This window comes from Pseudoalteromonas sp. Z9A5, assembly GCF_011378875.1.
GTDB lineage: Bacteria > Pseudomonadota > Gammaproteobacteria > Enterobacterales > Alteromonadaceae > Pseudoalteromonas.
Window position 1 is genome coordinate 57,171 of record NZ_WTLC01000003.1, and the last position, 25,684, is coordinate 82,854.

Annotated in this window: 25 protein-coding genes and 3 pseudogenes; 9 read left to right on the forward strand and 19 right to left on the reverse strand. The window is 35.7% G+C overall.

The window, feature by feature from the left end:
- Nucleotides 1-214 precede the first annotated feature (214 nt).
- A complete protein-coding gene (locus GQR56_RS02790) occupies nucleotides 215-994 on the forward strand; it encodes a hypothetical protein (protein ID WP_166109078.1) in 780 nt (259 codons plus the stop codon).
- A 19-nt stretch (nucleotides 995-1,013) separates the two neighbouring features.
- Entirely contained in the window at nucleotides 1,014-1,499 is a 486-nt protein-coding gene (locus tag GQR56_RS02795) for a hypothetical protein (RefSeq protein ID WP_166109079.1), read from the forward strand.
- Nucleotides 1,500-2,307: 808 nt separating this feature from the next.
- On the opposite strand, the gene GQR56_RS02800 is transcribed toward GQR56_RS02795, so the two are convergent.
- Nucleotides 2,308-2,661, reverse strand: coding sequence for a hypothetical protein (locus tag GQR56_RS02800; protein WP_166109080.1), 354 nt, complete (start codon nucleotides 2,659-2,661; stop codon nucleotides 2,308-2,310).
- 674 nt (nucleotides 2,662-3,335) lie between these two features.
- Here GQR56_RS02800 and GQR56_RS02805 point away from each other — a divergent pair.
- The gene (locus GQR56_RS02805) at nucleotides 3,336-4,037 is read left to right on the forward strand and encodes a metal-dependent hydrolase (RefSeq protein ID WP_024611733.1); all 702 of its coding nucleotides are present in this window, start codon (nucleotides 3,336-3,338) and stop codon (nucleotides 4,035-4,037) included.
- Between the two features lie 148 nt (nucleotides 4,038-4,185).
- Here the strand turns inward: GQR56_RS02805 and GQR56_RS02810 are convergent, their stop codons facing one another.
- From GQR56_RS02810 to GQR56_RS02820, 3 genes are all read right to left on the reverse strand, one after another.
- On the reverse strand, nucleotides 4,186-4,374 hold the full coding sequence (locus GQR56_RS02810) for a hypothetical protein (protein ID WP_166109081.1): 189 nt from the start codon (nucleotides 4,372-4,374) through the stop codon (nucleotides 4,186-4,188).
- A gap of 309 nt (nucleotides 4,375-4,683) precedes the next feature.
- On the reverse strand, nucleotides 4,684-5,175 hold the full coding sequence (locus GQR56_RS02815; protein WP_166109082.1) for a hypothetical protein: 492 nt from the start codon (nucleotides 5,173-5,175) through the stop codon (nucleotides 4,684-4,686).
- A complete protein-coding gene (locus GQR56_RS02820; protein ID WP_166109083.1) occupies nucleotides 5,165-5,737 on the reverse strand; it encodes a hypothetical protein in 573 nt (190 codons plus the stop codon). Before GQR56_RS02820 ends, GQR56_RS02815 begins: the two co-directional genes overlap by 11 nt.
- Nucleotides 5,738-6,417: 680 nt before the next feature.
- On the opposite strand from GQR56_RS02820, the gene GQR56_RS02825 reads away from it, so the two are divergent.
- Complete coding sequence (locus GQR56_RS02825) at nucleotides 6,418-7,020, forward strand: thiamine biosynthesis protein ThiC (RefSeq protein ID WP_166109084.1); 603 nt, start codon at nucleotides 6,418-6,420, stop codon at nucleotides 7,018-7,020.
- 271 nt (nucleotides 7,021-7,291) lie between these two features.
- Here GQR56_RS02825 and GQR56_RS02830 read toward each other — a convergent pair whose 3' ends face one another.
- Together GQR56_RS02830 and GQR56_RS02835 are read right to left on the reverse strand one after the other, a co-directional pair.
- Nucleotides 7,292-7,588, reverse strand: a complete 297-nt coding sequence (locus tag GQR56_RS02830) for a PD-(D/E)XK nuclease family protein (RefSeq protein WP_166109085.1) — start codon at nucleotides 7,586-7,588, stop codon at nucleotides 7,292-7,294.
- Nucleotides 7,589-7,858, reverse strand: a complete 270-nt coding sequence (locus GQR56_RS02835) for a hypothetical protein (protein ID WP_166109086.1) — start codon at nucleotides 7,856-7,858, stop codon at nucleotides 7,589-7,591.
- Nucleotides 7,859-8,629: 771 nt separating this feature from the next.
- Between GQR56_RS02835 and GQR56_RS02840 the strand changes: the two genes are divergently transcribed.
- The gene (locus GQR56_RS02840) at nucleotides 8,630-10,696 is read left to right on the forward strand and encodes an agarase (RefSeq protein ID WP_165728660.1); all 2,067 of its coding nucleotides are present in this window, start codon (nucleotides 8,630-8,632) and stop codon (nucleotides 10,694-10,696) included.
- A gap of 519 nt (nucleotides 10,697-11,215) precedes the next feature.
- On the opposite strand, the pseudogene GQR56_RS02850 reads toward GQR56_RS02840, so the two are convergent.
- From GQR56_RS02850 to GQR56_RS02880, 7 genes and pseudogenes are all read right to left on the reverse strand, one after another.
- Nucleotides 11,216-12,275 (reverse strand): annotated as a pseudogene (locus GQR56_RS02850) (transposase).
- 209 nt (nucleotides 12,276-12,484) lie between these two features.
- Nucleotides 12,485-12,703, reverse strand: a pseudogene (locus GQR56_RS02855) (transposase); the annotation flags it as partial.
- 120 nt (nucleotides 12,704-12,823) lie between these two features.
- A pseudogene (locus tag GQR56_RS02860) lies at nucleotides 12,824-12,991 on the reverse strand (transposase); the annotation flags it as partial.
- A 220-nt stretch (nucleotides 12,992-13,211) separates the two neighbouring features.
- On the reverse strand, nucleotides 13,212-14,216 hold the full coding sequence (locus tag GQR56_RS02865; protein ID WP_166109088.1) for a DUF4062 domain-containing protein: 1,005 nt from the start codon (nucleotides 14,214-14,216) through the stop codon (nucleotides 13,212-13,214).
- A gap of 267 nt (nucleotides 14,217-14,483) precedes the next feature.
- Nucleotides 14,484-15,320: a macro domain-containing protein gene (locus GQR56_RS02870; protein ID WP_166109089.1), complete on the reverse strand. Its 837-nt coding sequence runs from the start codon at nucleotides 15,318-15,320 to the stop codon at nucleotides 14,484-14,486.
- Entirely contained in the window at nucleotides 15,317-15,880 is a 564-nt protein-coding gene (locus tag GQR56_RS02875) for a hypothetical protein (RefSeq protein WP_166109090.1), read from the reverse strand. Before GQR56_RS02875 ends, GQR56_RS02870 begins: the two co-directional genes overlap by 4 nt.
- Nucleotides 15,881-16,045: 165 nt before the next feature.
- A complete protein-coding gene (locus tag GQR56_RS02880; protein ID WP_166109091.1) occupies nucleotides 16,046-16,651 on the reverse strand; it encodes a cold shock domain-containing protein in 606 nt (201 codons plus the stop codon).
- Between the two features lie 472 nt (nucleotides 16,652-17,123).
- Between GQR56_RS02880 and GQR56_RS02885 the strand changes: the two genes are divergently transcribed.
- Nucleotides 17,124-17,744: a trimeric intracellular cation channel family protein gene (locus tag GQR56_RS02885; RefSeq protein ID WP_002961255.1), complete on the forward strand. Its 621-nt coding sequence runs from the start codon at nucleotides 17,124-17,126 to the stop codon at nucleotides 17,742-17,744.
- Between the two features lie 69 nt (nucleotides 17,745-17,813).
- On the opposite strand, the gene GQR56_RS02890 is transcribed toward GQR56_RS02885, so the two are convergent.
- From GQR56_RS02890 to GQR56_RS02900, 3 genes are read right to left on the reverse strand one after another with little or no spacing between them, the layout of a single operon-like run.
- Entirely contained in the window at nucleotides 17,814-18,323 is a 510-nt protein-coding gene (locus GQR56_RS02890; protein ID WP_166109092.1) for a YetF domain-containing protein, read from the reverse strand.
- Nucleotides 18,324-18,357: 34 nt separating this feature from the next.
- Nucleotides 18,358-18,702, reverse strand: coding sequence for a hypothetical protein (locus GQR56_RS02895; protein ID WP_166109093.1), 345 nt, complete (start codon nucleotides 18,700-18,702; stop codon nucleotides 18,358-18,360).
- Between the two features lie 28 nt (nucleotides 18,703-18,730).
- Nucleotides 18,731-19,183: a DUF302 domain-containing protein gene (locus tag GQR56_RS02900; protein ID WP_166109094.1), complete on the reverse strand. Its 453-nt coding sequence runs from the start codon at nucleotides 19,181-19,183 to the stop codon at nucleotides 18,731-18,733.
- A gap of 153 nt (nucleotides 19,184-19,336) precedes the next feature.
- Between GQR56_RS02900 and GQR56_RS02905 the strand changes: the two genes are divergently transcribed.
- Together GQR56_RS02905 and GQR56_RS02910 are read left to right on the forward strand one after the other, a co-directional pair.
- Nucleotides 19,337-19,966 carry a response regulator transcription factor gene (locus GQR56_RS02905; protein WP_024610986.1) on the forward strand — a complete coding sequence of 210 codons (630 nt, stop codon included), beginning with the start codon at nucleotides 19,337-19,339 and terminating at the stop codon, nucleotides 19,964-19,966.
- Nucleotides 19,953-21,542: an MASE1 domain-containing protein gene (locus GQR56_RS02910; protein ID WP_166109095.1), complete on the forward strand. Its 1,590-nt coding sequence runs from the start codon at nucleotides 19,953-19,955 to the stop codon at nucleotides 21,540-21,542. Before GQR56_RS02905 ends, GQR56_RS02910 begins: the two co-directional genes overlap by 14 nt.
- A gap of 5 nt (nucleotides 21,543-21,547) precedes the next feature.
- Here GQR56_RS02910 and GQR56_RS02915 read toward each other — a convergent pair whose 3' ends face one another.
- The gene (locus tag GQR56_RS02915; RefSeq protein WP_166109096.1) at nucleotides 21,548-22,090 is read right to left on the reverse strand and encodes a hypothetical protein; all 543 of its coding nucleotides are present in this window, start codon (nucleotides 22,088-22,090) and stop codon (nucleotides 21,548-21,550) included.
- A 252-nt stretch (nucleotides 22,091-22,342) separates the two neighbouring features.
- Between GQR56_RS02915 and gloA the strand changes: the two genes are divergently transcribed.
- Nucleotides 22,343-22,870 (forward strand): lactoylglutathione lyase, encoded by a 528-nt coding sequence (gene gloA / locus GQR56_RS02920; RefSeq protein ID WP_024609480.1) that lies wholly within the window; start codon nucleotides 22,343-22,345, stop codon nucleotides 22,868-22,870.
- Nucleotides 22,871-22,956: 86 nt separating this feature from the next.
- Here the strand turns inward: gloA and htpX are convergent, their stop codons facing one another.
- Together htpX and GQR56_RS02930 are read right to left on the reverse strand one after the other, a co-directional pair.
- A complete protein-coding gene (gene htpX, locus GQR56_RS02925) occupies nucleotides 22,957-23,820 on the reverse strand; it encodes a protease HtpX (RefSeq protein WP_166109097.1) in 864 nt (287 codons plus the stop codon).
- Nucleotides 23,821-24,028: 208 nt separating this feature from the next.
- The gene (locus GQR56_RS02930; RefSeq protein WP_166109098.1) at nucleotides 24,029-25,612 is read right to left on the reverse strand and encodes an FAD-dependent oxidoreductase; all 1,584 of its coding nucleotides are present in this window, start codon (nucleotides 25,610-25,612) and stop codon (nucleotides 24,029-24,031) included.
- Nucleotides 25,613-25,684: the final 72 nt, after the last annotated feature.

The window sequence follows — 25,684 nt, forward strand, 5'->3', positions numbered from 1 at the left end:
TAATAGAGTTTAAATCCACATAGGTAATACACGCAGCAAAACAATTAGGGGGTGTCACTGTTGTTTTATGTGAATAAAAAATTAGAAGCATGCACTTTAATGAAAATTAAGAACTTGAATGTAAATTTTGACCCTTTACAAAGAGTAAAGTATAGTGAGTAAAATATCGCCGGATGTGGTATTTAAATATTTAATTAAATTAATGGACTAACTAATGAAATTGGCTCTCTTTTTATTCCTTTTACTCATCTCGAAGTATGCTTTTTCTGCAATAGAATCCTCCAAAATATATTACAGTTTTGACACTGAAAAAGAAGCAACCTTGTTTATTGTTCCTGGTGAAAAAGAAGACACTTACTATCTAAATTATGTAGGATTTGAGCATCGCTTTGACGGGAAAACATTGCTATATGAAAAACTCAATAACCATACTGGCAATGGCTACTATCTAAAGCTAGTTGGCATGCCAAACGTTAATTTCAGAAATGATAATAATCAAACGATTATCTCTGGTACTCTAATTTCATATTCAAATGTTTATTTAGATGATAATTCAATAACAAAAATTGTTTATTCTGGTACAACAGACAAGGCAAAAGCTAGCAGGGTTATCCAGCAATACAAAAAAAGACAATTTGAAACATTTAGTAAAGTTGAAGCAAAGAGATTATATAAAAAACATCTAGCATCACTTATTGATAATTGTAGAGCAGACTTAGATATTAATATTGATTGGTCTCGTTTTGAAAATATGGGTATAAAGTCAGCCCCATCTAAACTTTCTGCATACTTACAATCTTTAGAACAAATTTGTAAAATAGATAGTGATTACGCTATCGCAATTAAATCAATAAAGAAAATTATTGTTATCCCTTCACAAATACCTACATCTCATTCAGCTAAATTACAGGGTTCTGAATTAACAATTAAAATCGGTTTTAAGGTAGAGAATATAACCGAGACTAGTTATAAACTTATGTATGATATTTTTTAATTACTTAAAGGAAGACACTATGAAACAAAAAATTATTGCAGGGCTAATTATTGCAGTATTCAGTTCATCTGCTTTGGCATCAATCAAAGATAAAAAAGCAATACGCGCAGCCGATACTAGTATTGCTGATGAAACAGCAAAAGTTATAGCTTCTTGTGGGAATACTAAATTAGATGTAAATGTTAACTGGGAAGATTACAAAAAAATGTTAGCTGCAAATGAAGCAAAGCTTGCCGATAATAAATACAAAAGTGAGTGGGTCATAACTCATTCAGGACAACGAACAGTTTCTGTTTTAGAAGCCATAGCTAATATATGTAAAGACGACGCTGATTACAAAGAAGAATTAGCACTTTTAACTAAAATTGAAGTATCTGCTAAGCAGGACTTTAAAGATTCACAAAGTGAATTCACACTTAACGATACGGTTCTAAAAATAGCCACTGGTCACAAGATGACCCGAAGCGCATCTGATTTTGCTAAAAAAATAAAAGCGTTATACTAACTATATATTCGACTTAAAAAGCCAGCTTTTCAAACTGGCTTTTGTTTAAAAAAATACATAGGCAGATTTAACTCCTAAGTTAATAACCGCTAGGCAGCTATTACTGCCATTTGCTCAGTCATTAATTGAACAAGTAAAGCTGTGCTACTAAACTTACTTTTTTGACTAAGCCATCCCTACTCGTTATTCGCGAATCCCTCATTAAATAAGCCACTACAGCTACAAAAACTACATTACACATGAAAATGACTGCATGATACAATTTTAACTTTTTACTGAGTAGCTTAAATTTCATGGGAACAACTTTCGCAATTATCGGCATTCGCTCGCCGTTTTCTATTTAAGTTTTTACAGTAACCTTCTTGTGAATCAAATTTAAAAACTACCTCATGAAATACGCGCGTAAATTACTTGGCGAGTTTTAACTGGTTTTCTGGGGAAATATTTACACGCTCTAATAGCGGTAAATTTGTTATTCGATATACCCTCGCTTGCCTCTCATATACAACGACCTGTCAATTAAACAAGTTTATACACGCAATAAAACAATTAGTGTGGGTGTAACCGCTGCTTCCTTACTGTTGTTTCCTATTCTCACGTGCCATATAAGCACAGCTAAAATGAATAATTATTGTTATTGGTCAATGTTTGTAGCTGTCCAATAATTTTTAATTAATGAGTACCTATAATTACTCGTAAATAAACCAAAGAAACGTACATATCTACTTGACTGAAATTAACTAATGGGTGAGCCAATTATTTATTAATCAACGTTTTTAAGTATAATTTAAAAATAGTGTAGGAAATATTATCGAGCATAAGTTCGAGTGAAATTATGTTCACTTTCTTTTTCAAATGTATATTTTACGAATTGTCCGTTTTTTGTTTTTCCCCCTAGTATCATTCCTTCAGAAAGTGAAAAATTGGGAGCAAACTTTACAATAACTAAATTACTATTATCTTCTACAGAAATTTGATAGTTATTAATAGAGCTATTTTTTAATACAAAATCATTGTAGGCAACTACAACATATGGAATTGCCCAGCCAGAAAATTTAATAATCTCATTACTCATATTCTTATCTTCCATATCATTACCAGTTACTAAAGTAGAATAACTATTTAAAAGTATGACCAAACTTAAAACTACACTCCTCTTCATATCTATTCCTCTACTTCACATGTTGTTTTAGTTTTAGCATCGTAACTTTTGTAATAATGCCTAGGGCTGGCAACATGCCCTTTATTTTTTTATTTTCGGGTGATTACGGTAATCCCCCCGCAATAAATTTACAGCTTTACCAGGTCAATAAATCTACTAGGCTTTTTCATATCTTCAATCCAGCGAGATACATTATTGTACTTTTCAATACATAAGCCTGCCTCGTCCATATAAAGAAGCGTTGAATAGCCCCAGCAAACCATGTGCAAGTGAATCACAGTCAGCAAGTCCACCTTCAAAAACATCTTAAATGTGTTAATAAGGCGACCTTTCTTTATAGAATCAAATAACTCATTTTCCATCATAGATAAAAGAATATCTATTTTCGCAACTTGCTCAATATTAATTTCGGGATACCAGTTAGCGTACCACTCTTACGCGCCAAGTAACGAATAATAGCCAATGAATCACCGATCGTTACTGTTCCACTTCAGTCGTAATCAAAAAATTACCCCTTAGTGGCAACCCTAAGCGCGAAAAAGAATAACAATTGTAAAAAATAATGATTAATCAAAGCAATAAGAAGTTTATTTCAACTTCAATCTTTAAAGTACATTGAACAATGAACTTATCAATTGTTAAAATGCACATCTATTTTTCTATCAAGAGATACAATGGCAAACTTCAATACTCATCTTAATACTGCCGTAATCGTCACAGGCTTAGCCTCAGCCACCTTATTATCTGCAGGACATATTGAATTAAAAAGTGCGCTCTGGTTATGGTTTTTAGGTTCAATTGGCGGCTTATTACCCGATATAGATTCAGATAACTCTACATCACTCGATACTATTTTTAACTTATTTGCACTCAGCGCTGTATTACTGGTACTGCATTACATAACCACCGAGCTAATTATTGAAATTAGTTTTATCGAGTTAATCGTAGTGCCCTTATTGGTTTACGGATTTATGAAATATGTTATTAGACCAATTTTTGAATGGATCACAGTACATAGAGGTAGTTGCCACTCTTTACTATTTATACTGTTATGTGCGTTATTGACGACTCAAGTAGCATGGAAACTGAACGACCAATCAACCACACAAACAGCCATCTTTGCTTGGTTAACGGGTGGGTTTGTTTTACTAGGAGGATTAATTCATTTATTGCTGGATGAAATTTACAGTGTAGATTTAAGTAATGTCAGAATTAAACGCTCTTTCGGCACCGCTCTAAAAATAGCTGACTTCGATAATAAGTTAATTACCTTGTGTTCGATTATTGCTATTGCAGGTTTAATCTATATTGCACCCCCTACAAAGCAAACTATTACAGCGTTAAGTGATTGGTCTCATTTTATATTTCTATCTTAAAAAGTAGGTATTAAGCTCTTTAAACGTATAGTGAAATATTAAGATAAGCCCATAAGCCTTGTATTATGGGCATTTAATCAATATATATTACAAGGTTTGCAGGTGATTAATCTTCTACATCAAAGTATAAAGATTATGATCAATAAAACTAATATACCATCCAGTTAAAACGCTCACATACATCGTCTAAAGGTGCGTCCATATATGCCGTACCAATTACTGCGATAAGAACACTTGGTTTTTGACTAAAAAATACCAAGAAAACACAGAATCCGGCTTCACCTGAAAATACAAATAGTTTATTACGCCAATACTGGTCAAAATCAACAAATTTCAAAAAGGTATCGAAATCATCAATTCAAAATGTAATAGTGGAATTAAATGACAGACCGAGAAAAAAGTTTAATTATAAAAACGCCAGCCAAATTAATGGCTGAGTATATGGTAGCGTTAGCTGCTTAGCCGTTATGCACTTCAAGGTTGAATCTGCCTGTCATGGTTATTCCTTTAAAATTTAATTACACATCAGATCTCTAACTAACGTTAGGCTCTCCTGCAATTTTTGCAAAAAGTAATTGTATAAAATGGAGTTATACTACATACATAAATGAGCATAGCAAAAATCTTACAATGCAGCTTTTGTAGATTAATAACTTTTGCAAGTGGGTTCAGACTCATAACCAAGATAATAATAACCGCCCCAAACTAGAGACCCATCCTTTTTTGATATAGAAAATTGTATTCCTTCAGATGTATTACAAAAGTCAAAATCGAGGTTCAAGTCAACTTTAGATTCTAAAACGCCAATAGCTAAATTTATCGGATTTTTAGATTTGACTAAATAATAGGTGTATCCTGATTGCGTATTAACTTCAACCCTATCATCAAGAAGCGGGTAACATTTTTCACCATCTGTTGTTTTTTCTTGAACCACTGCATTCTCTACAGCTGCCCCCTCTCCAAGATGTATCAATTTAAAATAATGCTGAGAAGGAATATCAGGGTTTTTTATTGCTAAACAGTTACCATGCAACCATCCGACCTCTCTATCCATACTCTCATTAGTTGATTGGGAGAAAGTTGAACATGAAAAAGTTAAAGCTATTAAAATTAGGGGTAACCTCATTTTATCGTCCATTATATGACCAATGAGGAGCATCAGTTTTTAATTTTTTAACGCCATAAGACTCGCCAATAGAATGTAGTATCTTATTGGTATTTACATTAGAAGAAAACGTAGTAGACACTTCAGTTCCATCCTTTTTCTTAACTTTTATAGTACCAGTAAATTTGATTGTCATATCAATTGCTTTACCGCTGATATGATTACTCGTAAGTGAAGGCGGGTTAATACTTCTCGGCGGAACAGCCAATCCAAAACCATTGACCATTTCTAGTGCGCCAGCTTTACTTTTTGCTATATCCCCGTGGTCCCACTCTATATCAACCCCAGCCATTTTTTTCGCATCAGAAGGCTTACATTTACCTTGAGATATTTTCCATGACCAGTGAAAAAGGTAAGCCCTCTTATCACTCCTTTTTGTGGCTGAAACGTTGACTGTAGCGCCAGCATCTTTTAAAGATTTTATAAAAGCTTTTGTGCCAGTTTTAAAGGTGGCTTCAAGGTCATCTACATTATTGCTATTTTTTGCATGACTGTTTGCCCATGTAACCCAAGACTTCCCACTTTTAGTAGCCATATTTATACTTCCTCCTTGATTTATTTAACATCTAACGCTAACTTAAGCGAACTAAAATTATGGTTCAAATTTAGCAACAAAAAAGTAAAAAGCCAACTGTTTTTTTCCTTGTGAATTAGTTTACAGACATAGGTGTCAGGTCTTATTTTTTGCCATTATTCTACTCACCCTCGAATAATGCAATTTAAAATACTCGCCAACTTCTTTAAAATATAACCTCCTGATGAGTATGCCGCCCTAATTGTATCATCCCGATTAGAAGACAATTGAGCATATTCAGCTTACAACAAAGCCTTTAATACAAAAGGAAAAAACAAAAAAACCTTACCCCATTTTTCTTTCTCATCCAAATAAACAGACTATTGTTAATTACCCGTGAAGTAACTAACGTATTTGATAATTCTAGCCATAGAGACTTTGCCATACCTAAACCGCCGTTTATATTTAGACTATTAAGACTATTAATAAAGTACTAATCCTAAATACTAAAAGGTAAAATACCCGACCTATTTGTTATTAATTATTATTTTTATAGGTTTAAGTGAAATAATTAAATAACTTTACCTGTCTTATATCAGATAGTAGAAACGCTAATTAGTTAAAAAGCCCCATCTGTTTGATTTATTCAAATCTGTTACCGCTTTTTAAAGCATTAAATATAAAATTATAAGAGGCCCATAATGGAATTTACGAATAAACGCATCACCCTAATTACAGCATCTTTATTGTTGTTATTGGCAATATCACAGGGTATTTATTCAGCCCTTTACAGTGCCGAAATTAGCTTTTCAAGGCAAGTTTCTTGGGGACTAGAAGCACTCATATTTACCTTGCTTGTTGCCTTTGCTGGTACGGCAATGGTACAAGCAAAACATTCTCAACTAGGATGGTCGGCTATCGCCTTTGCTGCGGTATTAAATATAGTACAGGTGAGTATTGGCCTTACGTTGTTTTCAACATTTGGTAAAGTTGCGGGTGCCGTAGAAGGTGCACAACCTTTAATTGGTGGCGTGGTTTCTTTGTCATTCATGATTTACTACACAGCTAAATTATTATTGGGATTAGCAGCACTTGTTTTTGGCCTGTCTTTCATCGCTAAAGGTGGCAAAGCAATTGGCGGACTTACAGCCTTAGCTGGCGGAGTTGCAATGTTAGCCAATGGCATTTTAATTACCTTTGGTCGTGATGGATTTCTTCCATCAGCTGTTGCTGGCGCTTCGGGCATGATTGCAACGTTACTTTTAGCGATATGTTTAATAAGCCTTTACCGTAAAGCAGACTAAGGCTGAATATCACACAAGTGATGTAGCCTTTTGAATAAAGTATAAACATCGGCGTGTATTAGATATGCTAATTCGCTGATGTTTTACATTTAGAGCATTTGCCTAGCGTACCTCAAGTTAATGCCCTCTTTCGTAAACTAAGATTAATTCACAAAGAGGATATGATGCGCTGCGCTTTTAGAGAGTAAAAATAGCTAATATCAAAACCTTTTAACCAATTTATGTTTTGATGTATGTAGTCAAGATTTGACCCCTTTAGATTCTTATTTCCCTAATTAATACCTTTAGATTCAATAGCATTGAAGATATCTTCCCATTTCATAGCAAAAACTTTAACACCTTCAACGTTGTCGATTACATTCTGCATTTCACTTAAATACCAGCCTTTAGACAAAAATAACTCTGAAGTAAGAACTATCAATATTTTGTTTTTAAAACCACTTTTCTCAAGGAACTTTGCTTGCCTTATAAGCTGAGTACCAGCGCTTGTAAATTTACTTCCAATTTTATTTTCGATTAACACGATTGTATTTTCGCTTTTAGAAAACGAAAGTAACTCTGCAGGCATCTACCCCCATATATCTACAGTTTCTGAATCTGAAAAAAGAGGATATTCACAATAAAATGGGGTTGAGCAATTAATATATTCTGAAGAACAAAGTTTGTCAGATAAATATGGAATTGAATAAAGGTTAACACTACCCCAGTCAATAGAGCTATTTGCATGATGATAGGCCAATAACGAGCTCAACTCTGTCTCATTACTCGCTTTAAGACCTGTAATTGGATCTACCATTTCATTAGGAATACTTTGGATGAATTTTCTTTTTGTTGTCAATTGAAGACTCCTTGCCTTAAAAATTAATCGTTCAGTAGATTAATTCTTTATTTCCTCTGAGGTTAATCTCAAAAACATTAAATGTAAAAGGCTGCTTAATTTAAGCAGCCTTTTTAATAGCCTGTAGAACATGGACAACTTATAAAATTGCCCAATCTAAAGTCTCTGCTAGTTTTGCGTATTCTCAATAGGCCAATCTTTATGGAACAGACCAAACTAGACAGCCACATTTATTGAACAAACAAAACTGTGACACTAAATTTGCTCTTCAAGTTCAAAATTTATCTTTTATTGCTGGGTACTTTATTTCATCCGTTAAATAAGTAATTAGCCCTATTAAACCTAAATTACACGCATGAAAATAACTGCATAATACAGTTGTGATTTATTACTGAATAGTTTTACTGAGTAGCTTAAATTTTATGCGAGTAGCTTTTCGTAATTGCTGATATTTTCTTGTCGTAACGCATACTGAGTAAATTGCACCTTTGGTTGATAGTTAATTGTTTACAATGTATCTTGGCTAGGTATTTATTGAATAGAGCTATTTTTTTAAAGAAGTTTTATTGCTCTATTCAGATTTAAAATATTGACTTTAATTATTAATATAAATTAACAGCGAGTAGTTGAAATTATAAAAAATCGCTGTTAATTAATGATTTATGTCAGATGGAATAGAAAAATTAATGGAAGAAATAAAAAGGATAAAAAAGAAATAGAGGATTTTCTTATATGGAAATAATTACAACATCTAAACATCCGAGATACTATATGATAAACAAGCAAAAAAATTATTCAATGCTATATAAAGCATTAATTATCGCTCTACCAATACTTACAGCTACTTTTACAAGTAATGTAATAGCGGCTACAAATAAAGTTAACGTTGATGTTAATTTAGATACTAAACATCGTATCGGTAATATTCAAAGTTTCAATCGTGAAAAGTTTATTTCGTTACATTCAGCACCAACTGAAAATGATTGGAATGATGATAGCAAAGGTAATAATGAATTAGATGATTTGATCGGAAAATTCATCAAAGGTTACGACGTATATTTTGGTCGTGATACAGGGTATATGAAAAACCAACTTTTTGGTCAAGCACAAGATAACATCCGTTCAGGTTTTATTGACGAATCAACCGCAACAACTCTAGGGAAAGCAGCAGTAAATACCTTTGAAAAAAGCACTCAGGCCAGATTCGTTAATGGTAGACGTTTTAAAAATAGATCAGAAAATATGGTTGTTGCAGGTCAAGTTCACCCGTATTATCCTGATGGTACTAACATTGGCAATACTGGTTGGGCTTTCTCACAAACAGATACAGCGCAAGAGCCACTTGGTACAGCAACAGGTCACTATATGGGCCAGTTCTTAAAAAATTACTTTGCGCAAAGTAATACTGCAGTAGGTCATCCAAAACCTGCGTTTATAGAGGTAGTTAACGAACCTCTTTACGATCTTAATATCGATCCTAAAGATGGCAGAGCAAAAGCTCCTATTTCTGATATTTTTAGTTACCACACCAGTGTCGCTAAAGAAGTTCGTAAAACAAATAACGAAAAGTTAAATAAAGGCGTTAAAATTGCTGGATATACCACAGCATTCCCTAATTATGATTGGGATAACTTCCAACGCTGGGAAGACAACGATAAATTATTTATCGACACGGGAGGCAAAGATATGGATGTTTTTTCAATTCATTTATATGATTTTCCTACTCACCCACGCGGCGAAGAATATAGACGTGGTAGTAATGTTGAAGCAACCCTTGATATGTTAGAGCAATATTCAACGATTAAGTTTGGTCGAGTTAAACCATTATTAATCTCTGAATATGGTGCTTCGGTGCATTCATTACGTAATAAACCATGGACGCATGTTCGCGATGCTGAAAAATTACGTGGTTATAATGCGTTATTAACACAATTTTTAGAACGCCCTAATGTTATTGCTAAAGCTATCCCATTTATTCCAGTGAAAGCTGAATGGGGTAGACATGGTGATACCGGTTACCCATATGAAAACCGTTTAATGCGTCAAAATTTTGAGAAAGCAGGTCAAACAGGTACACAATGGGTATACACTGATTTAGTGAAGTTTTATCAATTATGGTCGAATGTTCGAGGTACGCATGTTGATAGTTGGGCATCAGATTTAGATATAATGGTTGATGCGTATGTGCAAAATAATAAAGCACACATCATCATGACGAGTTTAGAGTTTGAAGATACTGATGTTTCATTGAAAGCATTGGGTATTACGGGTAACTCGGTTAAATCAGTTCAAATAAAAACGTTATCTTACGATAATAATAACCATGCGTTATTGGAAACTAAAAACCTAACGAGTGTGCCAGGTACCGTATTTTTACCGAAAGAAAGTACTAAGATTATGACCATTACTTATCAAAACAAGATAAACATTGATAAAGTAAATCAAGAAACAAAGTATTACGCAACAACTTATAAAAAGCCGATTAAGGCGAATAGTAGTCTATTATTTAATATTAAAAATGTTGAAGTGGGAGCCCAAGGTGAAGCTGTATTACGCTTAGGTATGGGCCGTGCTCATGGTAAGTCTCTTGTTCCAGTTGTAAAAGTGAATGGTGTTACGGTAACAGTACCAAAAGACTTTAGAGGATATGACCAAAAGAACGGTAAAACCCGTAACGGTCGTGCAAGCTTCTTTGGCGTGATTGAAATCCCTGTACCTCATGACATTTTACAAGGCAGTAACTGGATTAATGTCACCTTTGATGATGCGGGTGGTTTTGCCACAAGTGCAGCTTTACAAGTAATAAACTCAGACGAGAGTATTACGCGTAGACTTTAAATTTCTATTATAAGCAGTTGAGGTAAGTAGTTTAAATAAGCTTTTACTGAACATTAAAATGGTATTCATAAATTATGAATACCATTTTGTTGTTTGTAATACTTACTAAATGCATAACTAGTCGTTAACGCATAAAAAAACTTAAGCATTAATTTTTGAATAAAAAATTTAGATTGGGTGTCTTGTTAATTTTAAGCAGCTTATCTTCAACCCACCCTCGTCGATGCTCGTAAGATTGACCAGTAAAACGGTCTTCCCCACATAAAAATGCACGTCGCACGCAACGCGAAATACAATGGTAGAAACCAACTAAACTAGACAGCCACTTTAATTGAACAAACAAAACTGTGACACTAATATTTGCTCTTCAAGTTCAAAATTTATCTTTTATGACTGGGTCACTTTATTTCATCCGTTAAATGAGTAATTAGCCCTATTAAACGTAAATTACACGCATGAAAATAACTGCATAATGCAGTAGTGATTTATTACTGAATAGTTTTACTGAGTAGCTTAGTTTTATGCGAGTAGCTTTTCGCAATTACTGATATTTGAGCGCCGTTTCCGGTTTAGATTTTCACAGTAACTTGCTTGTGAGGCAGGCCTACCTACTGCGCCATGAAATACGCGCGTAAATTGTGTGGTGAGTTTTAACCAGTTTTCGGGGGATATATTAAGTCTTTCTAGCAAAGGAAGGTTCATATTATCAATGTGCCCGCGTTTATCCTCTCGCATTATTCGCCCTGTTAACTCAACAAGTTCAAGGTACGATTTAAGTTCAAACGGCAGCCCTTTAGGCATAATCTGACGTGGCATACCTGCAAAACGCAGTAACTGCTTTGGTTGTTTACCTTCTGCCGCGCATGTTAAACGATTTTGTACACTGGTATGGTCTGACTCTTCTGGTGTGTTAGCCATTTTACCTCTAATGGGATTTAAATCGACATAGGCCATACAGGCTGCAAGTGCTGCTTCATCTAGTAATGCTTGCGATTACTTTTTATTTTAAGGAAAGGCCCTTCCACAAAATTGTATGGAACAACTTTGAACGCCGTCAGGCGGCCCGAAGGGTGAGCGCCATGGATGGCAACGAATAAAATCTACCCGTGCAGTTATCTTCTTTATTTGCTCTGCGCGCAATATCTTCATTTAGTAACCGCATAAACCAACTGATACTCGCTAGGCGCTCTCGGTATTGTTTAACCGTTTGATTGAAAAAGATGAGTTCAACTTTACTTAGCTTTTCACCTTGTACATATTTTTGCGTTAACACTGTGCCTTTACAGAGTTTATGCCAGCGAATAACAATCGCTTTATCATTTAGCCTATTCGCTTTCTTATCATCAATATACAACACTAAGTGGGTATGATTACTCATTACGGCATAAGCACATACATCAATACAAAATACCTTCGCTAATTCAAGCAGCTTATCTTCAACCCACCCTCGCCGATGCTCGTAAGATTGACCAGTAAAACGGTCTTCCCCACATAAAAATGCACGTCGCACGCAACGCGAAATACAATGGTAGTATTTTGTATCAACCAAACTTACTTGACGTTTTCTTGCGATAGCCATAAGACACCTGCTTACTTTTTACACTAAAGAAAGGCTAGCCGCTAACTTCGAAAAGTGCAAAATTTAGGATGGGTGTCACTGTTAATTCCACTTGGCGGCTAAAGCCGCCTAAACGTTATGCACTTCAGACTTGAATCCGCGTAATAAAATACTAGACACTAAATACAAAAAGGCAAAAAGAAAGACCTGACCCCATTTATCTTTACTAAATGGGTGTGATTACTCATTACGGCATAAGCACACACATCAACACAAAATACCTTCGCTAATTCAAGCAGCTTATCTTCAACCCACCCTCGTCGATGCTCAAAAGATTGACCAGTAAAACGGTCTTCTCCACATAAAAATGCACGACGAACACAACGCGAAATACAATGGTAGTATTTTGTATCAACCAAACTTACTTGACGCTTTCTTGCAATTGCCATAAGACACCCTGCCTGTTTTTTTGCACTAATTAAAACGTAGTCTTTAATTTTAAAAAGAGCAAAATTTAGGATGGGTGTCATTGTTAATTTAGTGAGGATGGGTGTCTTGTTTATTGTTTCCTTCGCTAATTCAAGCAGCTTATCTTCAACCCACCCTCGTCGATGCTCGTAAGATTGACCAGTAAAACGGTCTTCCCCACATAAAAATGCACGTCGCACGCAACGCGAAATACAATGGTAGTATTTTGTATCAACCAAACTTACTTGACGTTTTCTTGCTATAGCCATAAGACACCTGCTTACTTTTTACACTAAAGAAAGGCTAGCTGCTAACTTCGAAAAGTGCAAAATTTAGGATGGGTGTCACTGTTAATTCCGTTTTTCGTACTAACTGAAACGTAGCCTTAAATTTTAAAAAGATCAAAATTTAGGATGGGTGTCACTGTTAATTAATTCTGCTTGACCGGAATTTTCTAATGGGTGACCCCGTTGGCTCATGATTTTTGCTTTAGCTTCCTTTAGTTTTAGATTGTTTTTGAGGAGGTCTTCTTAATGAGTTTAAGCCAAATAATTCTCTTAATTCGTTTAAATCATCTGTAGCATCAGGATGTTCTTCAAAAATATCGACTATATTTCGTGAACCACTTCCAACTTTAGTATGTTTAGCTATCGATTTCGCAAAACCTATACTCGATTTTGCAATAATGATTTCATTTATAATGAAATCTACAGACAATTTATATTCATCATAAAGAAAACGTCCCAAGGCACTTGATTTAACCTTTTCAATTCTTTCTAAATCCCCTAACCTTTTGTGTTCTGCTTTTATTATTTCGCCAGACTTTTCAGGAGAGACTACTTCCATTACAGATTCTAAGTATGTTTTTAATGTTGTATTTATTTCTTTCAGCCCATCTACTTGATCGGATAGCTCATTAAATTTCTTTTGTTCAGACATTCTTTGCAAAAGCTCTCTGAAAAGACCCGCCCATTGCTCTCTAAGCCAATTTTCGATATCAGAAAACTTCTCAAAAGTTTTAGTCGCGTTATTCCTAGGAAGAGATAGAATTTTTTCAATAAATTTAAAAATATTTACCGAATCAACATGAGCATATGAAATATTTTCATTCTTTTTATTGCGTAAATATGTTTGATATTCTGAATAAACACTACTTTCAATTAAAATGTATGTTGGAACATCACGCTTATTTGCTTCTTCAAACTCCTTTTTTGTGACACTCTCATATCTTTCAAAGAACTCTTTATCATTTTTTCTGTCCCCATCGCTAGCTTCAGAGCCATACCTTCCTCCCACTATTAGGACAAATATATCGGTACTAGATATTTCTTTATAGCATGATTCATCAAGTGGCATATCAGGTGAGTAAGCAATATTCCCCTTTTCAGATAGCACAGTATCGTAACCTAGTGACTCTATAAATATATCCATAGAAGCTCGAACATGCTTCAAATCGTAATATGTCGAGCTAATGAAAACGCGTGGATTTGCCACTATATACTCCTTTACTAACAAACACATAACAAAGCTGTGGAATAACTCCAACAGCTAAATTAATAAACTAATTCCTGAAATCAAAACAAAGAATTTTAAATACTTTGTAATACATTTTTGAAAAAATAAAGCAGGCTATCTTCTTAAAAAGTAATTCTACAGACTTAACTACAAGCTCACCTAAGAGTTTCTCTTACCTTTAGAAAAGCAGCTACATCAAAAAGGCGAGCAATAACTCGCTAAGGAATCTTTTAAACTCAATGTCATTCAAATACCATTTCTCGCAGATTTTATATCAAGAAGGTTAATTTTGTTAATTTTGTCTTTATGAATAACAATTGTAAGTTTTGCTGGGTATTTGAAACGCATTTCACTAATACGAAACGTCCACAACATGATTTTAAGAAGATCTTCATCATTTATCGTTTTGTGTCCTTTAATTCGTGTAATCCCAGAACCAAATATTGGTGTTGCTACATTTTGTTGCGCGTATACATTATTTACTTTGTCCCAGAAGTTTATTAAAAACTCTAAATATTCGGGCATAGTAAGCGAAGCTTTATTATTATCATCAAACTTAGTAAATGCCGTTAATAAAAAGTTTTTATATATACAAACAGTCCCAATTTGATATTTATTTTTTTTACCTAACTTTCTACTTTCATTGATCCCAGCCATTTCACTTTGTTCAAAAGAGTAATTATCAATATGACAATCCAAGGTTGTAATAGATTCATTGAGGTGACCATTTATAAATATCCCATTTACTGAGTTCTCAGAAATTATCTTATTATCAACCAAAGTATCGAAATACTCATTAAAAGCTATTACTTTTAGCCCTGACTCCAAAAATAAGTCACCAACCTTAATTGTTACATCACTTCCTTCAACATCAATATCGATCTTATTTAGATTATTGGAGTGATTCCACACCAGAAAATAGATTACAACCAATAATCCAATAAAAACCCAGCCATAAGTGGTTTTAAATTCTTTAGGGATTTCAACAAATAGCACAGTCAGAGATAGTGCTACGCTGATCCATGATATTGTTTTTAGAAATTTATCAAAAACTCTCTTATCGTGAAGACTCACCTTGCTCATAATTTATACCAATAATAATTATTAGCCGTTTTACTCGACAACATAAAGTCATTATCATTTAGAGCATTCTCTATTATGTCTTTTTTCATTGGTATGTGGATTGTAGGTACATTACTCATTGAGTCCCTAAAAAGAGGTAATTTATCCCAAAGATTTTTTACTGACTGCTTCAAATCTCCAGAAGAAAGAAGACTCGCTGTACTGTCAAATTCAGGATAAATAACAATCACAGGAAGCCCTTGGTTATTAATTCCATAATCAATTTCTTCTCTAAGGGCTCTTGAGCTAACTGTATTTGAGCTTAAAAAAAGAACTATATTTTTGGAGCCTCTAATCCGCTCACGCAATCTTGGCTTTAAGGTTACTTCCCAAAGACTGTTGTCACGCACGTTATATGTTGTGCCGTGGGAATCGTTAAATGGAAATGATACATCTCTTCCTTTCCATGCACGCAAAATACTGTAGTAACAAAAATCTCTTGTAGCATGCGCCTTAAGAGCACTTGCGTTGAATGGTTCAGCGACATAAAAAGCTGCATAATTTCCGTTTCGATATCCCATTATTTCTCCATGTTTTTTAAACGAACAATAGTTAATAGCTCTACTAGCTTATTTAACCCCAAAACGACTTTTAATAATGTTATGGGACAAAACTCAAATCGCTGAATTTATACACAGCAATTAATTCTATTTTTATTTAAAGCTGAAAGCTTTATAGCCCTAGCCTTAAAACCGTGAATCATTCTCACAAGGTTTTCCATCGCCATCACCATCCATTTTTGTATTTGGGCAGTTATTAATAAAAAATATTGCTTCGTCTTTAGATGTCATTTGGCTGCAGTGCTGCCTGCCATCACACGTAAAATTTTGCGTGCTTTTTGGAATAACGATTTTTGGGTATTTTTCATCAAAGGTGACTAAATCATCATTAGTGGCTAAATCGTCATTGGTGATAATGGGTGTTTGGCTGCTTGAGTGAGTGTTGTATTTATTAAATGCATATAAACAAAGCACAGCGATAAGACCAATTGAGGCAACTTTACCTAAAAAGCTACTGGCAAAATTAGATTTGGCAATGCGGTGCGGCTGGTTATTGTTTTTTTGATGAGGTGCTTTAAGCTCTGTAACGCCTTCTATGCGGCAGTTAATTGCTTTGGTTTTACCGTCGGGCTGGGTTGCAACTTCAAAGTAAATGGTGTCGCCCACTTTAGGCTTGCGGCTCATGTGTTTGAGCGCTGATATGTGTATAAACGTGTCGTGCTCTAGGGTGTCTGATTTAATAAAACCAAAACCTTTGTCGGTTTTCCACGACTTTAACAGTCCTTTGTTCATGTATCCGCCTATTTTGCTTAAGCTGCGATTTACGCAAATTCCATTTAAGTTAACAATTGTTATTATACGTTCCTAAATCAAAACCATGCAACTAAATATTCATATTACGTTAATTTTACGCTTTATCTATTAAACCAAATTAATAAACCAAATTAATAAACCAAATTATTAAAAAGTTATTAAAAAGTTATTAAATTAACCATTAACTAAGCGCTTAAACAAGTAAGCCTTAAAGCAAAGCTAAGTAAAAATTCAACCTGTTTATTTGTAATTTGCGGCTATATGTCCTTTAACTTCTGGCAATAACGTTACACAAACCTGTTAGCTTAACAGCTTGTTTACACTCGGTTTTGTCATTAGTTATTTCTATCTGAATTAAGCCTTTTTAGTATGATTTCTCATTCGTTATTTGCCCGTTTTATCTATACAATCCACATCTTATTTTTACGTACAAATTTCAAGTGATTATCTCATGCTATTAACGATTGTTTATATTATTGGTATTACAGCAGAAGCCATGACAGGCGCACTTAGCGCAGGACGAATGAAAATGGACTGGTTTGGCGTGGTGCTGGTAGCCAGCGCCACGGCAATTGGCGGTGGTAGCGTACGAGATATTTTACTAGGCAATTACCCACTTACGTGGGTTCAACACCCAGAATATTTATTAATTACTTGTATTGCCGGTATTGTCACTACGTGGCTTGCTAAATGGGTAGTTAAATTTAAAGGCATTTTTATGCGCTTAGATGCGCTGGGTTTAGCTGCCTTTAGTATTATTGGCTGCCAAGTGGGGCTAAATATGGGATTACATTACGGTATTTGTGTAGTGGCAGCGGTTGTAACGGGTGTTTTTGGTGGCTTATTGCGTGATTTAATATGTCGCCAAGCGCCGTTGGTATTACATAACGAGCTATACGCGAGTGTATCGTTACTTGTTGCCTGTTTATACTTAGCACTACACCATTACAATATAGACGACAACATCAGCATTATTGTAAGCCTTGTTGCAGGCTACTTAATACGTATGGCATCAATACGCTTTAAATGGCGCTTACCTACCTTTAGTTTATTAGAGCAGCACGCTAAATAAAAATAAGCTTTAATGCAAAATAAGGCAGGTTATACCTGCCTTAGTTAATATAACTATTGGCGTATTAATTTAATGCCCGCTTACATCACTTAACGCGGTTTTTAACCCGCTGTTATTTTGCTTAAGTACGCTAAAACTGCCATCGGTTTCTAGCACTACGGCGGCTACATCTTCTATGGCTAATATACCAGCGCCACGAATAGCGGCGCGAATTTCTGATTTTGTTACCCGCTGCGATTTAAGGGCAGCTGTGCAGTATTCACCATCACTCAGTAAAAGCGTGGGCTCTGCTTTTATCAAGCCTGCAAATTTAGATGAGCGAACACTTAGCCAAGTAATTAAATATTGCAGCCCTATTAACACAACAAACGCGAGTATACCCTCAAGCAACGCAACACTTTTTGAAATAATTACCGATGCAAGAATAGAACCCAGCGCAATGGTGACTACAAAGTCGAACACGTTCCATTTAGATAGTGTTCGCTTGCCCGATACACGCAACCAAAACACCAGCGCTACATAACCCAGTACACCAATAATAAGTACGCGCACTAAACCCTGAACATCATCAAAAAACATGCTTACTCCTTTATTTTTAAAGCCGCTATTAAATTTAACCCTTCTTTAATTTAGTTAATAGCTTTGCACCTAAAATCGTACCAATGGGGATAAATAAAAGCCATAGATATGCATAAAACTTTAAAGCAGGTTTAAGCAATGCAAAGTCATTTACACGTTTATTTTTGAGCAGCATGTAACTTATAAAATAGCCAACTATTGCTGGTGCAATTTGTATTAACGAAATTACAATACCTGATGCAATATGCCCTGCTATTAATTTAGGATCGCCACCAGCAAATACTATATAAGCATTGTAAATGCCTGTAAAAAAACTAATTAGCGAGAGTATTATAAATGCCTGTAAAAACAGGCATAAAAAAAGTAAAAGCTTGTTCAAAAATAATCCTTACTTTGCTAAGCGTTAATTATTGCTTAACCGTAGTTGTTGCGAGTGAGTGCAATACTTTACCTATTTTTTTAGCCGCTGGGCAATTTACAGCATTATGGCGCTCAGCTATATAAGTAGGATCGTTGTAGCTTAACCACACTTGCGATTGTGCGTCTTCCCAAACCAGTGCTTTTAATGGCAAATCTATACCTATTGTTTGTGCGCATTCCATTAGTGGCGTACCGCCTTTAGGGTTACCAAATATAAGTACTTCTGTTGGGTTAAGCTCCTTATCTACTTTTTTGGCACCAACTGCGTGATCTATTCGTGCAAATATATTTAGCCCTTTTTGTTTTGCCAAATGCTCAAACTTATCCATAGTCGCTTTAGCGCTTAGTGGGCTTTTTACTGAAATTAGCCCCTCTACTGCGTTGGCATTTGTAATAGTAAAGAGTAATGCGAGTCCATAAATGACGTTTAATGCTTTCATACCTTCCCCTTTTAAAATAGTTAAATACTGAGCATGATTGCTCCTTTAGCATTTACAGTGTACATTTTTTTGCTAGGTAGTTAACTTTTATGCAATTTTTTGTGGCTATTGGTTATCTGTTTCAATGTATAATAAATTTAAAGGGAGAAATATATGCACATTGGAATAATTGAAGATCATCAATTAGTACGCGACAGTTTTAAAAAGTTACTTGAATTACAAGCAGACTGGGAAGTAATAATAGAAGCGTGTAATGTTAGCCAAGCTAAACTTGCTGTTGAGCTTGAGCAACCCGATATATTTATTGTTGATATATCGCTTAATGAATCAGAAACCGGTCTTACATTTTTAACCTACCTTAACGATAATTTTCCTGACATTAAAACCATTGTTGCATCTATGCATGATTACGAACCTTATGTTAGTAATGCGCTGCGACTAGGCGCACTTGGTTATGTGTCTAAGCGCTCTGCGTCGGAAGAGTTAATTGATGCGGTTAAGTCGGTTGCATTAGGCAAGCGCTATATAAGCGAAGACGTAAACTTTGCTTTAAATACACAACACTCAGTATTAAATATTTTAACCAACCGAGAACTAGAAGCTTTACCACTATTAGCAAAAGGCTTAAATGCAAAACAAATAGCACAAAAGCTAGACATAATGCCTAAAACTGCTCATGTTCATAAGGCAAATATTTACAGCAAACTTAATGTGACGACCTCGTTTGAACTGCTAAAAATTGCAATTGATGCGGGAGTAATACAGTTAGATGAACTTACCTAACGTTTCTTCTTTATCTAATGTTAGTTTTACTACCGCATACAAAGAGGTAGCTAAACAGTTATTGGTGGGGCTAATTTATTTTATTGCCTCACTCGCGGCATTTTGGGTTAGCCAAAACCTTGAAACCGTACCCGAGAGCAGCGCCATATTTATTCCCGCAGGCGTAAAAGTTGCGTTTTACTTACTCACCCCAACACGCTATTGGCTCACCTTATGGGTTGTATCGCGCGCTTTAGCTGCACAGCTTGGTTTAACATACAGCGGGGTTTGGGAGTTTGATTTATTTCATGGCTTTTGGCAGGAGCTTTGTTTTATAGCGCTTGTTTATGTGTTTAAAAATAGCCGCTGGCCGCCAAGCACTAACGACAGCCTAGGTATACTTTCGTTAATACTGCTTTGTGTTGCGAGTACATCTATAAAGTGGTTTTTGTTTACCAGTGCGTTTGAATTTACAAATATATTGGTTGCTAAAGAGCTACTGCAGTATCAGTTAAACATGTGTTTGGGTGATATTACAGGCTCGTTATTAATCGCTCCTTTTATCATGTTAATTTACGATTCAAAATACAGTTTTAGCACAGTTAGGCTCACTAAGTTATTAGCTCTAGTAGCCACTTTAGTGTGTTGTACATTAATTGTGTTTTTTATATATTCGGTTCGCCCAGACACCTACCCGCTATTACGGCTTGCATCGTTATTACCTATTATTTGGTTTTCGTATAAGTATGGCTCGTTAGGGGCTGTAACAAGTGCAGCGCTTATTAATGCTTTAATAATACTTGAAGCAAGCGTTACGCACGATCCTAGTAATACCTATATTAGTCAGTTATTTATTTTAGCAAATGCAATTACTAGCATGGTTTTAGGTGCCGCTATTACAGAGCTTAAACGTAAAAATACTGAATTACAAAAAGCCAATACAAGGCTCAAAGAACAGTTAACTCAAAACACAGCGCTTGCTGCCAAAATGGTCTCGGTTCAAGAAAACGAGCGTAAACATCTTTCGCAGGAGTTGCATGATGAACTTGGCCAAAACCTAACGGCATTAAAAACAGATTTAGCTATTTTGTCTCATCTTAGTGATGAAAATACTCAATCGTTTGTGGCTACGTTAAAAAATAATGCTAACTCTATGTACGACTCAGTTTATCAATTAATGCATTATCTTCGCCCTCGTGAATTAGACGAATTAGGGCTTAAAAAAGCAATGACTCAAGGGCGATTAAAAAGCTTACTTACAAAGGAAAATATTAGTTATGAGGTTAATTTTAATGTGGTAAGAGCGCTTTCTAAAGAACACGAAATTGCCGTTTATAGAATTTGCCAAGAAGCAGTAACTAATTGTATTAAGCACAGTAACGCATCAACCCTTACTATAAACATTAAAACAGATGGTCATTCTATTGAATTAATAATTAGTGATAACGGAAGTAGTGTAAAACCCACTGAAAACACTGGTCATTATGGATTAGCATTTATGCAAGAACGCTCTGTTGCGTTAGGCGGCAGTTTTGAAGTTATTAATCAAAGCGGCTTTACCATTAAAGTAAAGCTGCCTATAAATGCTGATAGTTAAAACGTTTAGCAGATTGATACTTGCCTACTATAAAATTTTTGCCTAAGTAGTTTATTGTCTGCCTGATTGGGATTTACTTGTATTTCAACTTGATTGCCCACCAGTTGTAGTAATAATCCGGTTGCAATTTCGCAATTTCCTAACGTTGATTTTACTACTACCTTTTTACCTATGGCGTCTTGCAGCCTTGGTTTTGGCAAGTTAAGGTTGGTTATGGATCTCAAGCCTTCTGCTTTTACAAATAAATTTATGCAGTGTAATTTAGCTGCCGCAACTCTTTTTTCATTTATTTTGGCTATATCAACGTTATTTAAAAAATGAATAATGGCTTGGTTAGCACGGCTAAATTCACTTAAAACATCTTCTAGTTCGCGTCCTATAGCCCACTTTCTGGTAACTAAGTATTTACTAGTATCTGTTCGGGTTAAGATAATTGACGCTCCAGTCATTTTGCTAAACCACTCTATACAATAGCTTGTTGCACTTGCGCTATGAAGCAACACGCTCATGTTGCCAAATTCTGTTATGTTTTCATCCATTAAAATCATATTTTCTACCTAACATGCTAGTTATAAATAGTTTATTAGTAATTCAGTAGGTAAAAAATCATCCATATTCCTAACTAGCCTAGGAAAATGGCTTAGAAAATAACGAGGGCTATTTATAAGCTACTGTTTAAAATAACAATATAATTATTAGGTATTGAAATTTACAGAGATGGTTTTAATTTACGTGTGTGTTGATTATCATGGCGCAAGAAACACTTACACCCTATTTTATAATTTTCAGTAAGGATCACCATGTCTAACTATAACGAATCTCCAGAACAAGTTGCACAAGCTACTCAAGGCTTTGTTATGCAGCAAACTATGTTGCGTATTAAGGATCCAAAACCTTCGTTAGAATTTTATCAAAATGTATTAGGTATGAAGCTGTTAGGTAAGTATGACTTTCCTGGTATGAAATTTACATTGTACTTTTTAGGATACGAGCAAACGCTGCCAGAGGGCGATGATAAAACTAAAGCTGAATGGGTATTTCGTCGCCCTGCGTTAATTGAGTTAACCCATAACTGGGGCACTGAAAACGACGACAGCTTTGAGGGATACCACAGTGGCAACCAAGAACCTAAAGGCTTTGGCCATATTGGTATTAGCGTACCGGATGTTTACGAAGCCTCTGAGCGTTTTGCAAAGTACGATGTTGAGTTTGTAAAAAAACCAGATGATGGCTCAATGAAAGGCTTAGCCTTTATTAAAGACCCTGACGGCTACTGGATTGAAATACTCTCGGCTGAAGGTATTACTGAAATTATTCTTTCTCAGTAATTATTATTTTTCGATAACAAAAATATTACACATAAAAAAGCCTGCTAATGCAGGCTTTTGGTTATGTAGTAAGTAATATTTAAACGTTATTTACGCAGTGCGTCTATTCGCGCATCAAGCGGTGGATGCGATGAAAACAACTCAGCCATACCTTTACCACTTGCAATACCAAAGGCCATCATTGAGCCTTGTAATTGCGACGGGTGGTTTTGCTTTAATCGCTCAAGAGCTGAGCGCATTTTGTCTGCACCTACCAATTTTGCTGCGCCACTGTCGGCTGCAAATTCACGTTTACGGCTGTAACTTGCAACCACTATGCTTGCTAGCACACCAAATAATACTTGAAATACCATATCGAATAAGAAGTAAGTCCAGCTACTGCCGCCCTCTTCTTTATCGCTATTTATAAAGTTGTCTACAATGCCGGCAAGTACTTTTGCGGCAAATATTACAAAGGTGTTTACCACGCCTTGTATTAGCGTAAGCGTTACCATGTCGCCATTAGCAATATGCGATACTTCGTGGGCAAGTACGGCTTCGGCTTGATCTTGGTTCATGTGGTGTAACAAACCTGAACTTACTGCCACTAATGAATTGTTTTTACTTGGGCCTGTTGCAAACGCGTTCATTTCTGGGCTTTCGTAAATTGCCACTTCAGGCATTTTAATACCTGCTTTTTTGGCTTGCTCAGATACCGTTTGCACAAGCCAATGTTCGGTTTCGTTGCGCGGTTGTGTAATTACATGTGCGCCTGTTGATCTTTTCGCGATCCATTTCGACATAAATAACGAAATAAACGATCCACCAAAACCAAATACGGTGGCTATAAGTAAAATTCCGTCAAGGCTACGATGGCTTAAACCCAGCACACTCATTATTATTGAAAGCACTACACCTAATACCAACATAACTGCTAGGTTGGTTAATAAAAACAAAAATACACGTTTCATATTGTCCTCACAAAATAGTATTGATCACTGAACGATTAAAATATTTTGTATTAAATCGGCTAAAGCAATCACGACAAAATGACACACTATGTCATTTTGTTAACGCTATTCTGTGACAAACTATGTCATAACACAAGTATTATTTTTATGTTTATTAATAATTTTTTATGTGGATTTTTTGCCATTATTTAAGCATAAAATGTGTGGGCTAAATAGCTTCACGCAGGCTGTTATTTACGCCTGCCATTTCAATTGGAAATCCACGCTCACATGCCAATACACGCGCTACTTCGCCAATATTTTCGCGGCTATTATGTTTAAGATACGACCATTGATGAATATCACGATGATGATTTATAGTAGGATCACTGCTTAATATTCCCAATTTTATAAACTCAGCCACTATTTGATCTGCAGCTATTAACGTTGACGATGCTTTTACATTTTCAGCCCGTGCATAACTAATATGAGAATATAAACTTACATCGGCTACGCGCAAAGTGTCGTCATTCCCTGGGATTTGTTGCCCGCCAAACAAGGCATTATTTTGTGTGTTAGCACTTTTAAACGCGGGTACAAACTCGGCTACATAATCAATTGCTGTTTGAGTGCGTGTTTGCAATGCTGCTTTGTCCCAGCCATCTTTAATGTAACGCAGATATTTATTGGGAATTTTAGGCTGTGCACTCATTGGCGTTGCATCAGCTAACCCATCATTAAACAATGTAATGTTGTTGGTCATGCCATGTATTTGAAAATACCCGTTAGGGTAAGGCGTTAGCTGCGCCATGCCCTCTGGCGTACCACGGTTACCATAAATAATTATTTCGGGTATTTGCCCACCAGCACCTTGCCAATGAGTGATGTAAGAGGCTTTAAATTCAACCATACGTTTTACATCTACGCCAACCAAGTCATCAATAATACCGGTTTGAAAACCACACGCATTAATTAGGTAATCTACCTCAATGGTTTGTGTATCGGCTTGTGAATCAGTTTGCGCATTAAGATTTGGCTCTGATTGATATTCAATGCGCCACTTATGTGTTTGCTTATCTTTATTGGTATTTATAACTGGCGATACACTTTTAACGCTGGTGCTGGTTAAAACGTGTGCATGTTTATACTCGGCAAGTGCGAGTTGAGCACTGGCCGATAAACGAAATATATTCCAACCATATTCTTGTGCAACAATAAGCGGAAACTTTAGCTTATCTAAATCTAAATGCTTAGCGACGGGTATCATCCACTCATCTAACGACGTTGGCTTGGCTACTTGTTTTTGCTTAGCAAGCTTTAGCATTTGTGCGCGACTATATAACTGATAATAATGTTCTGGCTCGCCTAATACTTTATTAGCGCTGTCTTGCTCAACAAGATCGCTATAGGCTTTTACTAATTTATTTAAACGCGGAAATAAGTCCTCGGGTGAGTCGTCATCGCGCTTGGGTACGGCAAATACTGTGGGGCGAACATCGATGGTATGGGGATAAAGGCGAGCAATATCTATACATTGCTTGAGTAAATCTATGCAGTCTTCGTCGGGTATTTCGCGATATAAATTGCCACCTGCGTGCAAATGGCACATTGGAGGACCATCAATTAACGACTTTTTCTTTTCAAGTACGTAAGTTTCTAACCCTAACGCAGCAAGCCTAATGGCTATTGTGGCGCCTGCGGTGCCCCCACCTATTATGCCTACGCGTTTTTTAGGTAAGCCATTGTTTAGTGCTTTTGGCTCGGCGCTTACGTGCGCATTTTGGGCGTAGCTTTTAATAAATGGGTGCGTCATATAGTAGTTAAGTCCTTAGTAACATCATCGTAAATGTCAGCTGCAGTTAGTAAAGTTTATATGTGTACTAAC

Coding starts and splice junctions, on each gene's coding strand:
- GQR56_RS02790 (WP_166109078.1), top strand. CDS start 215: ATGAAATTGGCTCTCTTTTTATTCCTTTTACTCATCTCGAAGTATGCT.
- GQR56_RS02795 (WP_166109079.1), top strand. CDS start 1,014: ATGAAACAAAAAATTATTGCAGGGCTAATTATTGCAGTATTCAGTTCA.
- GQR56_RS02800 (WP_166109080.1), bottom strand. CDS start 2,661: ATGAAGAGGAGTGTAGTTTTAAGTTTGGTCATACTTTTAAATAGTTAT.
- GQR56_RS02805 (WP_024611733.1), top strand. CDS start 3,336: ATGGCAAACTTCAATACTCATCTTAATACTGCCGTAATCGTCACAGGC.
- GQR56_RS02815 (WP_166109082.1), bottom strand. CDS start 5,175: ATGGACGATAAAATGAGGTTACCCCTAATTTTAATAGCTTTAACTTTT.
- GQR56_RS02820 (WP_166109083.1), bottom strand. CDS start 5,737: ATGGCTACTAAAAGTGGGAAGTCTTGGGTTACATGGGCAAACAGTCAT.
- GQR56_RS02825 (WP_166109084.1), top strand. CDS start 6,418: ATGGAATTTACGAATAAACGCATCACCCTAATTACAGCATCTTTATTG.
- GQR56_RS02830 (WP_166109085.1), bottom strand. CDS start 7,588: ATGCCTGCAGAGTTACTTTCGTTTTCTAAAAGCGAAAATACAATCGTG.
- GQR56_RS02840 (WP_165728660.1), top strand. CDS start 8,630: ATGATAAACAAGCAAAAAAATTATTCAATGCTATATAAAGCATTAATT.
- GQR56_RS02870 (WP_166109089.1), bottom strand. CDS start 15,320: ATGAGCAAGGTGAGTCTTCACGATAAGAGAGTTTTTGATAAATTTCTA.
- GQR56_RS02875 (WP_166109090.1), bottom strand. CDS start 15,880: ATGGGATATCGAAACGGAAATTATGCAGCTTTTTATGTCGCTGAACCA.
- GQR56_RS02880 (WP_166109091.1), bottom strand. CDS start 16,651: ATGAACAAAGGACTGTTAAAGTCGTGGAAAACCGACAAAGGTTTTGGT.
- GQR56_RS02885 (WP_002961255.1), top strand. CDS start 17,124: ATGCTATTAACGATTGTTTATATTATTGGTATTACAGCAGAAGCCATG.
- GQR56_RS02890 (WP_166109092.1), bottom strand. CDS start 18,323: ATGTTTTTTGATGATGTTCAGGGTTTAGTGCGCGTACTTATTATTGGT.
- GQR56_RS02900 (WP_166109094.1), bottom strand. CDS start 19,183: ATGAAAGCATTAAACGTCATTTATGGACTCGCATTACTCTTTACTATT.
- GQR56_RS02905 (WP_024610986.1), top strand. CDS start 19,337: ATGCACATTGGAATAATTGAAGATCATCAATTAGTACGCGACAGTTTT.
- GQR56_RS02910 (WP_166109095.1), top strand. CDS start 19,953: ATGAACTTACCTAACGTTTCTTCTTTATCTAATGTTAGTTTTACTACC.
- GQR56_RS02915 (WP_166109096.1), bottom strand. CDS start 22,090: ATGATTTTAATGGATGAAAACATAACAGAATTTGGCAACATGAGCGTG.
- gloA (WP_024609480.1), top strand. CDS start 22,343: ATGTCTAACTATAACGAATCTCCAGAACAAGTTGCACAAGCTACTCAA.
- htpX (WP_166109097.1), bottom strand. CDS start 23,820: ATGAAACGTGTATTTTTGTTTTTATTAACCAACCTAGCAGTTATGTTG.
- GQR56_RS02930 (WP_166109098.1), bottom strand. CDS start 25,612: ATGACGCACCCATTTATTAAAAGCTACGCCCAAAATGCGCACGTAAGC.